Raw genomic sequence first — 15,158 nt, forward strand, 5'->3', positions numbered from 1 at the left:
ATGAGCGAGACCGTGAACACATTTGAAGCACAACAACAGGGCCGCCCCACGGGCCCGCTGGTCCATGGCTACGAAGTCATCATCGGCTTTGAAACCCACGCCCAGCTCTCCACCCAATCGAAGATCTTTTCGCGCGCCAGCACCGCCTTTGGTGCTGAGCCCAACACGCAAGCTTGCGCGGTCGATCTGGCCCTGCCCGGCACGCTGCCCGTGATGAACAAGGGCGCGGTCGAACGTGCCATCCAGTTCGGCCTGGCCATTGGCGCCCACATTGCGCCGCGCAGCATTTTTGCGCGCAAGAACTACTTCTACCCGGACCTGCCCAAGGGCTACCAGATCAGCCAGTTCGAGATCCCGGTGGTGCAAGGCGGTGCCGTGGAGTTTTTCTTGGGCGACGAGAAGAAATCCGTGCGCCTGGTGCGTGCCCACCTCGAAGAAGACGCGGGCAAATCGCTTCACGAAGACTTCATTGGCCAGAGTGGCATTGACCTGAACCGCGCCGGTACGCCGCTGCTAGAAATCGTGACCGAGCCCGACATGCGCTCCAGCGCAGAGGCCGTGGCCTATGCCAAGGAACTGCACAAGATCGTGACCTGGATCGGCATCTGCGACGGCAACATGCAAGAGGGCTCGTTCCGTTGCGATGCCAACGTGTCGGTGCGCAAGCCCGGCGCTTCCTTGGGTACCCGCCGCGAAATCAAGAACCTGAACAGCTTCAAGTTCATGCAGCAGGCCATCGACTATGAAGTGCGCTGGCAGATCGAACAGATCGAGGACGGCCACGCCATCCAGCAGGCCACCGTACTGTTCAACCCCGACACGGGCGAGACCCGCGCCATGCGCACCAAGGAAGACGCGGCTGACTACCGCTATTTCCCCGATCCGGATTTACCGCCGCTATGTATTTCGGAGCAATGGGTGCAGGATGTACGCGGGCAAATGGCTGAGTTGCCCCGTGTCATGGCGCAGCGATTTGAAACAAGCTACGGCCTGAGCGACTACGACGCAACCCAACTCACCCAGAGTCTGGCGCTGTCCTCCTACTTCGAAACGACCGCCAAGGTGAGCGGCCAGGCCAAGCTGGCAAGCAACTGGATCACTGGCGAGCTGGCACGCCGGCTCAACGGCCAAGACCTGTCCATTGAACAGTCGCCGGTGTCTGCGCAGACGCTGGGGCAGTTGGTCACCCGCATCAGTGACAGCACCATCTCCAACAGCGCTGCCAAGCAAGTATTCGACGCGCTGTGGGACGGTGCGATCGATGTGGACGCGGTTATCGAAGCCAAAGGTCTCAAACAAATGAACGACACCGGCGCGCTGGAAGCCATCGTCGACGAGGTGATTGCCGCCAACGCCAAGAACGTGGCCGAGTTCAAGGCGGGCAACGAGAAGGCGCTGAACGGCCTGGTCGGCCAGATCATGAAGGCCAGCAAGGGCAAAGCCAATCCGCAGCAGGTGAACGACCTGTTGCGCAGCAAGCTGGCCTGACGCAGGGTGTAGAAACCCCGCCCAGAAAAAAGGCCTCTTGCGAGGCTTTTTTTATTTGGCTGCGGGACCCAACTGTGCCCAGAGCTGGCGCAAGCGCACCAACTCATCGTCAAACCGCGCATTCACGCGCTTGGACTCCGCATCCTGCTCGCCAATGAATCGCTTTTGCACCGACTGGCTTTGCGCGTTTTCGTCCGACTGACGGCGCAGATAGGCCGGGGCCTTGCTGGGGTCCTTTTTGTAGAACTCCATTTCCTCGTCAATCGCCACACGCTGGCGCACCAACTCCTCCAGCCGGGTGGTGGCCGCTTTGGTCACCGCCGCAATCTGCGCCAAGGCATCGGCACGTTCCTGGTCGTGCACGGTCTTGTTGGGATAACGCGTGAGCAACGCACGGTCACGGCGCTTTTCCTCGGCCGCACGCCCCTGCTCTTCCTGCGCGCGTTTTTCCTTTTGCTCCAGCTCGGCCTTTTCTTGCGCCGTCAGCGTGGGGCCGACCTTGGCGCGCACGGTACCACTGGGGTTCAGTACCTTTTGCTCACGGTCTACGCATTCCGGAATGGGACGGTCGGCCGTGAGTTTGCGGCCTTTGGCATCGATACAGGTATACACGCCGCCGGCTATGGGCGCGCTTTGCGCCCATGCTGCCGCCACAGTTCCAACGGCCGCCGCACACAGCAGCGCTGCCCTCATCATTCTTGTCATGCGTCTCCTTCTTCCACGCCGTAGCGCTGGCGGTAGGCCAGCACCCTTTGGTGGTCCGCATCTGTGCCGGACCCATTGCGGGACTCCAGATACTGCATTAAATCGCCCAGCTTCGCAATTGCACACACCTGCAGGCCTAGCTGGTTGCGCACATACTGCAGGGCACTGTAAGGCACATCCTGGCCGTTTTCGGTGGCCTTTTCCTGGCGGTCCAGCGCGATGCACACGGCGTGGGGCGTGGCCCCGGCGGCTTGGATGATGGCAATCGATTCGCGGGCCGCAGTGCCTGCCGACATCACATCGTCAATCACCAGCACCCTGCCTTTGAGAGGTGCGCCGACCAGAGTGCCGCCCTCGCCATGGTCCTTGGCCTCCTTGCGGTTGTAGGCAAATGGCACATTGCGGCCACGCCGCGCCAGTTCGATGGCGACCGCAGCACCCAAAGGAATACCCTTGTAGGCAGGGCCAAAGACCATATCAAACTCGATACCACTGGCCAGCAAACGCTGGGCATAGAATTCGGCCAAACGTCCCAGTTTGGCACCATCGTCAAACAGGCCCGCGTTGAAGAAGTAGGGGCTCATGCGCCCGGCCTTGGTTTTGAACTCGCCGAACCGCAGCACCCCGCAATCCACGGCAAACCGCACAAAATCCTGCGCCAACGGGTCTCGATCCGACATGGGAGTATTCCTTGTTTAAATTAACCAGCCTCAACCTCAACGGCATTCGCTCCGCTACCAGCAAAGGGCTTGAAGCCTGGCTCGCCCAGGCCCGGCCCGATTGTATTTGTGTGCAGGAAGTCAAAGCCCAGGCCGCCGATATGGCCGACAAGTTTGAGTCCCTGGCCGGGCTCAAGGGCTATTTCCACTTTGCCGAGAAAAAGGGCTACTCGGGCGTGGGCGTTTACACCCACCTGGAGCCCAGCGATGTGGTGATCGGCTTTGATGGGGGTGAATTCGACGGCGAAGGCCGCTACGTGGAGCTGCGGTTTGACACACCGGCCCGCAAGCATTCGATCATCAGCTCGTATTTCCCCAGTGGCTCGTCGGGGGAAGAGCGGCAATTGGCCAAGTTCCGGTTTTTGGGCGCGATGTACCCGCACCTGCAGACACTTAAGGCCGAGCGCGATTTCATTCTGTGCGGCGACATCAACATCGCCCACCGCGAAGCAGATTTGAAGAACTGGCGCAGCAACCAGAAGAACAGCGGCTTCACACCCGAAGAGCGGGCCTGGGTAACGAAACTGACCAGCGAGGGCGGCATTGTTGACGTCTACCGCCAACTGGAACCCAACACCACCGACACCTGTTACACGTGGTGGAGCAACCGGGGCCAAGCCTATGCCAACAACGTGGGGTGGCGACTGGACTACCACTTGGCTACACCTACCTTGGCAGCGGGTGCCCGCACGGTGGACATCTACAAGACCGAGAAGTTTTCGGACCACGCACCGATCACCATCGGCTACGACTTCGGTCTCTAACCCCAACCCGCCATAAAAAAGGGCCCTCTTGAGGGCTTTTTTTTTTCTGCGCGCTGCTTAGACGCGGTTCTTGCGGCGGCGGGCCACGGCACCCAACAGCGCCAAACCGCCCAGCATCAGTGCGTAGGTTTCGGGTTCGGAGACTGGCGTGGTGATCGAGATCTTGATGATCATGTCGTCGTAGTCTTTGTCACCGCGGTAGTTGTCATTAAAGAGCACCAGAGCACTCTTTTTGTCATGCGACAGGATGAGACCCAGGGCGTCAGCACCGTTGTGAATGGCGCCGCCGAGGTTGTTGGACTTGAACCAGAAGTCCAGTGCGCCACCAATCTTGGAGCCTGCGTCAAAGGTATACGCGCCTGCGCTGTTGGTGGTGGAGTTGATCACGGCGCCATCGCTGTTGCCAAAGTAAAAACCGTTGTTGTAGTTGGCTTCCTTGCCCACAAAGCTGAACGACAGACTGGCGGCGGAACTAAGCACCAGCTCACCGCTTTTTTGCATGTTGTGCAGGTTAAAACCGGCGGCACTAAAGCCAGCGACCCAGGCCGGATCAAAGTCGTTGCCCAAATGGGTGCTGTGGCCGCCCACGGACGAGAACGTGGGGCCCGCAGGCACCGGGGTGGCCATGGCGGCGGGGCTGACCAAAGCGGCCAACAAGGCCGACACACTGGCAAAGGCTTTGAAATTTTTCACTGAGACCCCCGTACTTGTAACTGAACGTAATTTTCGCAGTTACAAATCGAAGACATGTAGTCCGAAAGAGCTAATCCGGTGTGATATTCGTCACTTTCCGCCCGAAAACTCGGTTATTTGCCCGCGGCTGATGCTTTCTTGGCTTGCTCGTACAGGGGCATCACCTGGGGCAGCGCAGCCTGAATGTCCGCAATGCGGGAATTGCCGGACGGGTGGGTGGACAGCCATTCTGGGGGCGCCCCCTTGTTGGCCGCGGCCATTTTCTGCCACAACGTGATGCCCGCCCGCGGGTCAAAACCCGCCCGGGCGGCCAGCTCCATGCCCACCAGGTCAGCCTCGGACTCGTCTTCGCGCCCGAACTTCAGCGTCAGCAGCTGCGCCCCGTAGTGCGTCACCGTTTGCCCCACTTGGCCCAGGCCCAGCACCTGGCTTAGCAGGCTGGCCCCCAGCCCGGTGGCCGCGTTTTTTCCCATGCGCTCGCGGGCGTGCTCGCGCAGCGCGTGGGCAATTTCGTGGCCCATGACCATGGCCACCTCATCGTCGGTGAGCTTGAGCTTTTGCAGAATGCCGCTGTAGAACGCAATCTTGCCGCCGGGCATGCAAAACGCGTTGATCTGGTTGGAGCCCAGCAGATTGACCTCCCAAGTCCAGGCCTTGGCCCGGGCGTTCCAGCTCAGGGTGAACGGGATGATACGGCGGGCAATGGCACGCAGGCGTTTCACCTGCGGATCATCCTTGCCGCCCAGGGCGTTTTTGGATGCGGCGGCAGACACCATCTGGGCATATTGCTGCGCCGCTGAGCTCTCAACTTCTTCGGCCGACACCAGGTTGCTGAACGCCGAGTTGCCGCCCACATCCACCCCTTCGCGAGCGCCCGCGAGGGGCGCCGCCCACAGAGCCGTGACGAGGACTGCGACAGCACCCCAGTGGGGCCTGTTGCGTCGCGCGAGTGCTTGTTTCATGTGCTTTGCCTTACTTTCAGTTCCCATCCCACATCCACGCAGGTGGCCGCCACCATGTCGCCGCGCATGCGTTGCAGGAGCATGGCCGCGGCGCTCTCGCCAATCTCAGCCCGCGGCGTGCGGATGGTGGTCAGCGCAGGCCACATTTGGTCGCTGCCCGCCAGATCGTTGAACCCGGCGATGGCGACCCGCTGCGGCACTGCAATTCCCAGGCGCAGCGCAGCCAGCAGGCCTCCCTGCGCCAGATCGTCATTACAAAAGAAAATCGCATCCACATCCGGATGGTCGCGCAAATGGCGAGCCAGCAGCTCACCGCCCAGCGCCAGTGACGAGGGCTCGCTGCGCAGCCACTCCAGCGCGGGATCATGCAGGCCCGCGGCTTGCAGCGCCTGGCGGTAGCCGTCCAGCCGCTGCAGCACCCGGGGGTCCAACTGGGCGGCCGCAAACGCAATGCGCCGACGGCCGGTGGACAGCAGGTGCTCGGTCATGGCCCGGCTGGCGTCCGCCTGCGAAAACCCCACGCAGTGCAACGCCGGGTCCTGCGAAATTTCCATCAGGTGCACACAGGGAACGCCGCTGCCGGTCAGCAGAGCACGGCTGCGTTCGGTCCGCTCGGTGCCTGTCACCAAAATGCCGGCGGGCCGGTGCGCCAGGTAGCTGGCCAGCAGCGCCTCCTCTTCCGCGGCGTCGTAGTGGGTCACCCCAATCAGGATTTGGTAGCCCGCCGGGTGCAGGGTGCGATGCACAGCCTCCAGCAGGTCCACAAACAGGTGGTTGGAGAGCAGCGGAATGAGCACCACCACGATATTGCTGCGCGCGCTGGCCAGGGCCCGAGCGGCTGGGTCGGGCACATAGCCCAACGCCAGCGCCGCGACCTCCACCCGCGCCACCAACGCCTTGTCCACACTGCGCTCGGCCCGCAGCGCGCGCGACGCAGTGATACGGCTCACGCCCGCGGATCGCGCCACGTCGTCCAGCGTGACGCGGCCGGAGGCGCGGCTTTTGCGCACCGGGCTGGTAACGGGTTCGGGCTTGCCCTCGTTGCTCAATGGAACTCCTTGCAGTTGGCACCGCATGCCTGCGAATGTGACAGGTATTATTCCCGCATGACCCTGCCCGCACCCGAAACACCCCTGATTGCCGCCCAACCCCTATGGACAAAAACCTGGGCGGTCTATCTGGAACTGAGGTCCATGCACATGCTATTGCTGGAGTTTTCGCAATGACGTCGGCCATCGCACCCACCCGCCGCAAGCGCTCTGCGATGGAGGTGCTGCGCGAGCTTCGCCAGCCCAAAGTTGCAATCATGCTGGCGCTGGGCTTTGCCTCGGGCCTGCCCTTTTTGCTGACGGCCAATACTTTTGGCTACTGGCTACGAGACGACGGAACGAGTTTGGTAGCCATCGGGTTCATCTCCTGGGTCGGTTTCGCCTATGCCTTCAAGGTGTACTGGTCGCCGCTGGTGGACCGCATCGATGTGCCGCTGCTGGGCCGTCTGGGTCGGCGTCGCGGCTGGATGCTGCTGTGCCAGATTCTTGTCACCGTCGGGCTGCTGGGCATGGCAGCGGTAGGTACTGCGGGTGGACTTGCCGCCATTGGCGCCTTCGCGTTGTTGACGGCTTTTGCATCGGCCACGCAGGACATTGCCATCGACGCTTGGCGTATTGAGTCTGCGTCCGACGCCGACGAGGTGGGGTTGATGACCTCCGCCGCCCAGGTCGGTTACCGCATAGCACTCCTGGTCACTGACGCCTTGATCATCGCCGCGGCTGCCCGTGTTGGGTGGTCCATGTCTTACGTTGGCATGGCGGTGCTGATGACGCTGTGCACGGTTGCAACCCTGTTTGCGTCGGAACCCGCGCGCGCCGACGTGGTGCTGCACCAGAAACCGCCGTTGTGGACCTTGCGCGGCCTGGGTGATGCCATCGTCGGCCCCTTCGTCGACTTCTTTGCCAAGCACAAGGTTGCCGGACTCGTCATGCTGCTCATGGTGGCGCTGTACCGCTTGCCCGACTTCATCATGGGGCCGATGTACAACCCGTACTACCACGACCTCGGCATCTCCAAGGACACGGTGGCGTGGGTGCGCGGCACTTTCGGCCTCGTAGCCACATTTTTCGGGATTGCTGCGGCGGGCATCAGCGCTGTGCGTCTTGGCTTGTTACCGACCTTGGTCATAGGGCTCGTGCTCGAAGGCTTGGGCACGGCGGCATTCGCTTTGCTCAGCGTCAACGCAGACCCAGCAGTTTTCGCTGCGGTGATGACGCTCGACACCTTTGCACAGTGCTTCGCTGGCGTTGCCTTGGTGACCTATATGTCGAGTCTGACGAGCCTGGGCTACACCGCTACCCAGTATGCGATGCTGTCCTCCACCTATGCTTTGCTCGGCAAGTTCCTGAAAGGTTTCTCCGGAATTGCTGTCGAAACAATCACACCGACCTACGGACTCCTCGGCGCCTACGCCACAGCGTTCGTGGCCACCGGTCTGACTGCCATCCCCCCCCTGCTGCTATTGCTACTTCTTTGGCGCATGCAGCGACTGAAGGGCTGACTGGTGTGAACTATTCGGCCACACCTGGCGCGCGCCTAAGCTCACGCATCAAATCACCCTCTAGCCCCCGTAAATAATGCGCCAGCAGCTATTGTTTTGGTAGCGATTTTTACCTAACTTTACCGCTGCTTCAAACCACAGGCATGGCGGATACAGGCCTGCGGCGATAGACTGCCGCCATGCCCCAACACCTGCTATTGATCGAAGACGATGCCCGCCTGGCCTCCATGGTGGCCGAGTACCTGGAACAGTCCGGCTTTTCCGTGAACCACTGCGGCGACGGCCTGAGCGGCCTGGCCCACCTGACCCAGCCCCCGGCGGGCGCTGCACCCGAACTCGTGGTGCTGGACCTGATGCTGCCCGACATCGACGGCCTGGAAGTCTGCCGCCGCATCCGCGCCCTGCCCGCCCCGCTAAGCACCGTGCCCGTGCTGATGCTGACTGCCAAGGGCGACGCCATGGACCGCATCATCGGCCTGGAAATTGGCGCCGACGATTACCTGCCCAAACCGTTTGAGCCACGTGAGCTGCTGGCGCGTATCCGCGCCATCCTGCGCCGCAAGGTGGACAACCCCGCGCCCAACGGCAAGACGCTGCGCTTTGGCACGCTGGAAATCGACCGCGATGCCCGCACCGTGACGGTGGCCGGTGCGGCGTGCGACCTGACTTCCTACCAGTTTGACCTGCTGGTGGCGCTGGCCGAACGCGCCGGGCGTGTGCTGACACGCGACCAGATCATGGAGGCCGTGCGTGGCCGCGAGCTGGACGCCTTTGACCGCTCCATCGACGTGCACATGGGCCGCATCCGCGCCGCCATTGAGGCTGACCCTAAGGACCCCAAACGCATCCTGACCGTACGCGGCGTGGGCTACGTCTTCGCGCGCCAGCAGGACTGAAGATGTTCTTCAACAAGCTGTACGTCCGCATCTGGCTGGCCGTGGTGCTGGCCGTGGTCGTACTCACCATGCTGGTGGGCTGGGCCTGGCGCATGGCCGCCGAGCCACCCCTGCGGGAAGTGGTGGTGCGCAACGAAGCGGGCGAGGTGATTGGCAATGGCCAGGCACGCCTGCGCCGGCCGCCCTCGTCGGGCTGGCGCCTGGACCGCCCGTTTGGCGGCCCGCCCCCCTCCCCGCCAGACGACAAGCAAGTCCCCACGGGCGAGCCACCCGGTGATGGCCCGGATGACGACGCACCCGGCCGGTTTGGCCGCGGCCCTGAATTTCTGGTGCGCATGCAGGACGGCCAGACCATGCACCTGCACCTGCCGCGCCCACCGCAGTCCAGCATGCGCGCGCCGTTTGGTTTTCTGTGGACACTGGGGCTGGTCGCCGTGGCCGTAGCCCTGGGCACTTACCCCATCGTGCGCCGCCTGACACGTCGGCTGGAAACCCTGCAAAACGGGGTGGAGCGTTGGGGTGATGGCGACCTGAGCGTGCGCGTACCCATGACAGGCGACGACGAGGTGGGCTTTCTGGCCTCGCGCTTCAACCGCGCGGCCCAGCAGATTGAAACGCTGGTGAAGTCGCATGAATCGCTGCTAGCCTCCCAAAAGTCCTTGCTAGCCAACGCCTCGCACGAACTGCGCTCGCCCCTCACCCGCATCCGTATGGGGCTGGAACTCATGGGCGCCACGCCCAGCCCCAGCTTCAAACAGGAGATTTCTCGCAACGTCAGCGAGTTGGACCAGTTGATCGAAGAGATTTTGCTGGCCAGCCGCCTGGACGCCAAAGAGGCGGACCTGGGCACCATTGAGCCCGTGGACCTGGTGGGCCTGGCGGCCGAGGAGTGCGCCCGTACCCAGGCCACGCTTGACGCCACGACCGGTGAGCTGGTGGTGCCTGGTGTGGCCAAGCTGCTGCGTCGCGCAGTGCGCAACCTGCTGGAGAACGCACGCCGATACGGTGCGGGCGAGGTCAGCCTGGAGCTGGAGCAAGACGGCACCCACGCCATCGTCCGCGTGTGCGACCGGGGGCCCGGCGTGCCCGAGGCCTTACAGGGCCGCATCTTTGAGCCGTTTTACCGCCTTCCCGGTGCTTCCGAGCGCGATGGGGGGGTGGGCCTGGGTCTGGCGTTGGTCAGGTCCATCACGCTGCGCCACCACGGTGTGGTGACGTGCAGCAACCGGGTCGACGGCGGTGCGTGCTTCGAGATTCGTCTGCCGCTGTCTAACAACGCTTAGGACGCGACTTTGAGGAACAGGTCGCGGTCGGGCGCGAAGTTTTCGTGCAGCGGCAACAATGCGCCACCCAGCGCTCGCGCGTCCGAGCCAATGCTGCCCGCAATCACGGTGGCGGGCCACAGGCCTTCCCAGTTGTAGCGGCGCAGCGCAGCCCCGGTTTCATCGATCAGGCGTTGCAACATGATGCGCGAGAACGAGCCATCAATCACCACCGCATCAATGTCCAAAAACGCCGTGGCGCTGACCACGCTGTGCGCCAGCCCCAGCGCGGCGCTGGCAATCCAGGTATGGGTGTGTGCTGCGTAGGCACCGGCCATCGCGCGATCGTCATAGGCCGCACTGGGCTCCAGGCCCGCTGCCTTGAAGTGCTGCTCCAGCTCCCACAGCGAGGCATGGGCCACCAATTGCTCAGGCGGCGTGCCGCCTTCGGCCACACCCAACGGCATGGACGCCACAGCGCCCGCATTGCCGTGGATGCCGCCGTGCAGGTGCGAGTTGAGCACCAAGCCGCCCCCCACAAAGGTGTCCACAAACAGGTAGAGAAAACTCTTGAGGTCACGCCCCCGGCCGGCCACGAGTTCGGCCACGCAGGCAGCCGAGGTGTCCTTGGCAAAGCTCACGGGCGCATCGGTCATGGCCTGCACTTGGGCACACAAATCAATGTGGTTCCACTGGTCAGACACGGCCTCTGACAAGCCCAGCATCTTGTGCCAGCCGCCCAGGTTGAAAGGTGCGGCCACGCCCACGCCCACCAAGCGTGAGGCCAGTGGGCCCATACCTTCCAAAATGGTACGCATGTGCGACTGCACCATGGGCAGCAGCACGTCAGCATCCGGAAAATCATAGGCCAGCGTCTCGCGCACGCGTACCTTGCCGGTGAAGTCGACCAGCAACCAGTCGGCACTGCGTCGGCCAATCTTGATACCCATGGCAAACGCACCGTCCGGGTTCAGCGTCAGCGGCACCGAGGGCTGGCCGATGCGACCGCGCACGCGCTCCTGCTTGAGCAACAGGCCATCGTCTTCCAGGCGGGTGGTGATAAGGCCAATGGTTTGCGCCGTAAGGCCCGTGAGGCGGGCCAAGTCGGCCTTTGGCAGGCTGCCGTTCAGGCGCACCGCCTGCAACACCACACGCTCGTTGAATTGGCGCATGCCCACATGGTTGGAGCCGCGTGGCCGCAACACGGGCGGCGATACTGCGGCAGGCGGCGCACTGGCATCGCTCCGGCTGGGGGATAGGGTGTCGGCAAAGTTCATGGTGGAACGATTTTCACCCATGTCGCCGACTTGCTGAAAACATTGTGGCGCCCCGCGCACAACGGTGTTCGGGGCACATGGGCATGGGTGATCGCCCAGCCCGCCTAGGCCAAGGCCTCCGCAGGTAACTCTTCCACCAGCTTGGCCCCCGTCATCACCGCCACGGTGTCGCTCATGCTGATGACCTTGGGGTTGACCACGGCCGCACGCTTGCCCAGCCGCTGAATGTGGATGCGGTCGGCAATCTCGAACACATGGGGCATGTTGTGGCTGATCAGGATCACCGGCAGGCCCTTGTCGCGCACGCGGCGGATCAACTCCAGCACCATATTGCCCTCCTTCACGCCCAGGGCCGCGGTGGGTTCGTCCATGATGACCACGTGCTGCGCAAACGCTGCCGCGCGCGCCACGGCCACGCACTGGCGCTGGCCGCCCGACAAGGTCTCGACCGCCTGGGTCATGGAGCGGATGCCGACCTTCAGGTCGTTCATGCGCTGCACCGCCTGGGCCAACATGGCTTTTTTGTCCAGCATGCGCAGGGCACGGCCCAGCGGGTGGTCCTTGAGCAACTCGCGGCCCAGAAACAGGTTCTCGGCAATCGTCATGGCGGGGGCCACGGCCAGGTCCTGGTACACAGTTTCGATACCCGCACGGCGTGCATCGATGGGGGACTTGAAGTGCACCAGCTTGCCGTCGAGCAGCAGCTCACCTTCGTCAGGCACGGTGGCTCCGGACAGGGCCTTGATCAGCGAGGATTTGCCCGCGCCGTTGTCACCAATCACGGCGAGAATTTCTCCGGCACGCAGTTCGAAGTCGGTGCCGTCCAGCGCCGTCACCTGACCATAGCGTTTGACGATGCCCTTGGCCTGCATAACCAAGGTGTGTTGTTGAGGGGCATTCATATCAACGGCCTCCTTTGCGCGACATTTGGTCGGTGGCCACAGCCAGAATGACCAGTACACCGGTGATCAGGGTCTGCACTACCGAGGCCACGCCCATCAGCGTCAGTCCATTGCGGAACACACCCACAATGATGGCGCCCACCAGAGAGCCCAAAATGATGCCACGCCCGCCAAACAGGCTGGTGCCGCCCAGCACCACCGCGGTGATGGTGTCCAGGTTTTCGGTCTGGCCCGCTTGTGGATCGCCCACGCCCGTGCGCGCAATCGACAGCAAACCCGCGATGCCGTAGAAGAAGCCCGCCATCACGTACACACCGATCAGCACGCGGTCCACATTGATACCGGTGAGGCGCGCGGCCTCGGTGTTGTTGCCCACAGCGTACAAGTGCCGGCCCGGGGCCGTGTCAGACAGGGTGCGCCAGGCCAGCAGATACAGGCCCACCATCAGCAGCGTGCCCACGCTGACTTCGGTGCCGCCCACGGTGAAGGTGTTGCCGATGTCGGTCAGGAAGGTTGGGAGGTGCGTCACCGTTTGCGATTTGGAATAGAGCTGGGTCACGGCGAACGCGATGTTCATGGTGCCCAGGGTCACGATGAAGGACGGCAGTTTGGCGCGTGTCACCAGCAAGCCGTTCAGCAGGCCAAACAGGCTGGTCACCGCCACGCCGCAGACCATGGCCAGCGCGGGGTGCAAGCCGTTTTCCACCGCCAGCTTGGTCACCACCATGGAGCCCAGGGCCATCACCATGCCGCAGGACAGGTCGATACCGGCCGTCAAAATAATCAGGGTTTGGCCAATGGCCAGCACACCCACCACCATGACCTGTTGCACCACCAGCGACAGGTTTTCACCGGTCAAAAAGCGGTCGGACTGGGTGGCAAAGAAGAGGCATGCGGCCGCCAGGGCCAGCCAGGGCCCCAGCGCACCCCAAGGAATATGGCGGGTGGATGTATTCATAGCGAAATACCGTAGTTGCAGGAAACGAATAAAGCAAAGAAGAAACAGAAAGAAAGGCGCGCCGTGGCACGCCTTTCTTCTCAGAGGATCACGCGGATACGCAGGTCAGATTACTTGTTACCCCAGCACAGGTCCAGGCCCACCTTGGTGTCTTTGCTGTCCACACCAGCGACCGACTTGCCAGCGATCAGGGTCACGCCGGTGTCCACATAGCCAGAGGCTTTTTTGCCGCCCTTGGCGTAGTCAGCACCCGCGGCCACGCCCATGGCAGCCATCTTCAGGGGGTACTGCTGCGACGTCGCAGCAATCACACCGGCTGTGGTGTCCTTGATGCCCTGGCAACCGCCATCCACCGACACGATGGTCACGCCTTTTTCCTTGCCAGCCTTCTTCAGTGCGTTGTAGGCACCGGCGGCAGCGGGTTCGTTGATCGTGTAGACCAGGTTGATGTCAGGGTTCTTTTGCAGGCAGTTTTCCATGGCGGTTTGACCCTTGGCGGCGTCGCCAAAGCTGTCGGCCATACAGACCACAGCCGCGTCTTTCGACAGTTCGTTGGACTTGGCGTCCATTGCGGGCAGGCCGTAACCCTTCATGAAACCGTTGTGGCGCTGGGCACCCACGGGGTGGCCTGGAAACAGGTCCAGCGTAGCGATTACGGCTTTTTTACCACCCAGGGCGGCCTTGGCGTACTGGCCAATCAACTCACCAGCTTTGTAGTTGTCGGTGGCAAACAGTGCATCAGCACCTTCGAAAGGGCTGTCCAGCGCAATCACTTGCACGCCCTTGGCCTGCACTTTTTTCACGGTGGGGATGATGGCATCACCGCTGGAGGTGATCAGGATGGTCTTGGCGCCAGCGGACACCATGTTTTCGATGGCGGCGATTTGCGTGGCGGTATCTCCGTCTTGCTTGCCGGCGGCTGTCAGCAGCTTGGCGCCAATTTTCTTGGCTTCGGCTTCGGCGCCTTCCTTCATCTTCACGAAGAAGGGGTTGGTCTCGGTTTTGGTGATCAGGCCAATGATGGGCTGGTCAGCGGCAAACGCGACATTGGTGGCCAGGGCCACGGCGGTCAGGATCAGGGTGGTGGACTTTTTCATGCGGTTGCTCCTCGGTCTGTACGACCTTGTTTTGGCTGAATACCGAGGGCTTGGCCCCCGGGGAATTACGCTGTCGGTCACGGCGTGGAATGGACTATAGTTCTTTTCATCTACTTAAATCAAGTTGCTTTAGTTATGGAAAACCCTAACCCATCGGTACTTTTTTCGCCCCCTGTTGATACCGTGCAGCGCATGGCCGGGCTGCTGGCCGCGGGTCGGCGCAAAGTGGTGGGCATCGTGGCACCACCGGGGGCTGGCAAGTCCACCCTGGCCCAAGGGCTGGCCGCGCATTTCGCCCCGCACAGCCAGTACCTGCCCATGGATGGCTTTCACTTGGCCCAGGCACAGCTGGAGCGCTTGGGGCGCGACCAGCGCAAGGGCGCACCGGACACGTTTGACAGCGCAGGGTTTGTGGCCCTGCTACAGCGCATTCGCCAACAGGTGCTGGGCGATGCCACCGTCTATGCGCCAGACTTCCGCCGCACCCTTGAGGAGCCGATCGCGGGGGCAATTGCCATTGAGGCCCATATTCCGCTGGTGATTACCGAAGGCAACTACCTTCTGCTGGAGGATGACGGCTGGGCTGGCGCACGCGCGCTGCTGGATGAGGTGTGGTACCTGGACGTGGAGCAAGAGGTCCGACACGAGCGTCTGCTGACGCGCCATATGCAATTTGGCCGCAGCCGCGAACAGGCGCTGGCATGGATGGCGCAGACCGATGAACCCAATGCAAAACGCATTGCGGCAAACCGACACCGGGCCGACTGGGTGATTTCGGAGGGTTGAAAACCCGAAAAAACTGGGGAGGCCCCAAAAAATCGTGATTTATTTACAAAAAAGATCGCAAATTCACCCGAATGGGGGATACCGCTTTCGGTTTGTAA

General features: G+C 62.4%; 15 protein-coding genes. 6 read left to right on the forward strand and 9 right to left on the reverse strand.

All coding sequences use genetic code 11. From position 1 onward, the window contains the following. Entirely contained in the window at positions 1–1,488 is a 1,488-nt protein-coding gene (gatB, locus tag J2X15_RS10945) for an Asp-tRNA(Asn)/Glu-tRNA(Gln) amidotransferase subunit GatB (protein WP_310342638.1), read from the forward strand. Positions 1,489–1,539: 51 nt separating this feature from the next. Here gatB and J2X15_RS10950 read toward each other — a convergent pair whose 3' ends face one another. Both J2X15_RS10950 and pyrE read right to left on the reverse strand, forming a co-directional pair. After that, positions 1,540–2,193 (reverse strand): DUF4124 domain-containing protein, encoded by a 654-nt coding sequence (locus tag J2X15_RS10950; RefSeq protein WP_409034277.1) that lies wholly within the window; start codon positions 2,191–2,193, stop codon positions 1,540–1,542. Further along, positions 2,190–2,873: an orotate phosphoribosyltransferase gene (pyrE, locus tag J2X15_RS10955; RefSeq protein ID WP_310342639.1), complete on the reverse strand. Its 684-nt coding sequence runs from the start codon at positions 2,871–2,873 to the stop codon at positions 2,190–2,192. The genes J2X15_RS10950 and pyrE overlap by 4 nt, the downstream gene beginning before the upstream one ends. An 11-nt stretch (positions 2,874–2,884) precedes the next feature. Between pyrE and J2X15_RS10960 the strand changes: the two genes are divergently transcribed. Then, entirely contained in the window at positions 2,885–3,676 is a 792-nt protein-coding gene (locus tag J2X15_RS10960; RefSeq protein WP_310342642.1) for an exodeoxyribonuclease III, read from the forward strand. Between the two features lie 57 nt (positions 3,677–3,733). Here J2X15_RS10960 and J2X15_RS10965 read toward each other — a convergent pair whose 3' ends face one another. The 3 genes from J2X15_RS10965 to gntR form a co-directional block, all read right to left on the reverse strand. Further along, complete coding sequence (locus tag J2X15_RS10965; protein ID WP_310342645.1) at positions 3,734–4,369, reverse strand: PEP-CTERM sorting domain-containing protein; 636 nt, start codon at positions 4,367–4,369, stop codon at positions 3,734–3,736. 113 nt (positions 4,370–4,482) lie between these two features. Further along, positions 4,483–5,331, reverse strand: a complete 849-nt coding sequence (locus J2X15_RS10970; protein ID WP_310342647.1) for a M48 family metallopeptidase — start codon at positions 5,329–5,331, stop codon at positions 4,483–4,485. Next, positions 5,328–6,380: an HTH-type transcriptional regulator GntR gene (gene gntR, locus J2X15_RS10975; RefSeq protein ID WP_310342649.1), complete on the reverse strand. Its 1,053-nt coding sequence runs from the start codon at positions 6,378–6,380 to the stop codon at positions 5,328–5,330. Before gntR ends, J2X15_RS10970 begins: the two co-directional genes overlap by 4 nt. A 173-nt stretch (positions 6,381–6,553) precedes the next feature. On the opposite strand from gntR, the gene J2X15_RS10980 reads away from it, so the two are divergent. The 3 genes from J2X15_RS10980 (at position 6,554) to J2X15_RS10990 (ending at position 10,061) form a co-directional block, all read left to right on the forward strand. Next, a complete protein-coding gene (locus J2X15_RS10980; protein WP_310342651.1) occupies positions 6,554–7,882 on the forward strand; it encodes an AmpG family muropeptide MFS transporter in 1,329 nt (442 codons plus the stop codon). Between the two features lie 179 nt (positions 7,883–8,061). Then, entirely contained in the window at positions 8,062–8,778 is a 717-nt protein-coding gene (locus J2X15_RS10985) for a response regulator (protein WP_310342654.1), read from the forward strand. 2 nt (positions 8,779–8,780) lie between these two features. Continuing rightward, complete coding sequence (locus J2X15_RS10990) at positions 8,781–10,061, forward strand: sensor histidine kinase (protein ID WP_310342657.1); 1,281 nt, start codon at positions 8,781–8,783, stop codon at positions 10,059–10,061. On the opposite strand, the gene J2X15_RS10995 is transcribed toward J2X15_RS10990, so the two are convergent. From J2X15_RS10995 to J2X15_RS11010, 4 genes are all read right to left on the reverse strand, one after another. Next, entirely contained in the window at positions 10,058–11,317 is a 1,260-nt protein-coding gene (locus J2X15_RS10995; RefSeq protein ID WP_310342659.1) for an ROK family transcriptional regulator, read from the reverse strand. The two genes, J2X15_RS10990 and J2X15_RS10995, sit on opposite strands and share 4 nt — an antisense overlap. A gap of 104 nt (positions 11,318–11,421) precedes the next feature. Further along, positions 11,422–12,219 (reverse strand): ATP-binding cassette domain-containing protein, encoded by a 798-nt coding sequence (locus tag J2X15_RS11000; RefSeq protein ID WP_310342661.1) that lies wholly within the window; start codon positions 12,217–12,219, stop codon positions 11,422–11,424. Position 12,220: 1 nt separating this feature from the next. Further along, on the reverse strand, positions 12,221–13,177 hold the full coding sequence (locus J2X15_RS11005; RefSeq protein ID WP_310342664.1) for an ABC transporter permease: 957 nt from the start codon (positions 13,175–13,177) through the stop codon (positions 12,221–12,223). Between the two features lie 110 nt (positions 13,178–13,287). Beyond that, the gene (locus J2X15_RS11010) at positions 13,288–14,274 is read right to left on the reverse strand and encodes a sugar ABC transporter substrate-binding protein (RefSeq protein WP_310342665.1); all 987 of its coding nucleotides are present in this window, start codon (positions 14,272–14,274) and stop codon (positions 13,288–13,290) included. A gap of 135 nt (positions 14,275–14,409) precedes the next feature. Here J2X15_RS11010 and J2X15_RS11015 point away from each other — a divergent pair, with 135 nt between their 5' ends. Continuing rightward, the gene (locus J2X15_RS11015) at positions 14,410–15,060 is read left to right on the forward strand and encodes a nucleoside/nucleotide kinase family protein (protein ID WP_409034278.1); all 651 of its coding nucleotides are present in this window, start codon (positions 14,410–14,412) and stop codon (positions 15,058–15,060) included. The last annotated feature ends 98 nt before the right edge of the window (positions 15,061–15,158 follow it).

Source organism: Rhodoferax saidenbachensis (assembly GCF_031457975.1).
Taxonomy (GTDB): domain Bacteria; phylum Pseudomonadota; class Gammaproteobacteria; order Burkholderiales; family Burkholderiaceae_C; genus Allorhodoferax; species Allorhodoferax saidenbachensis_A.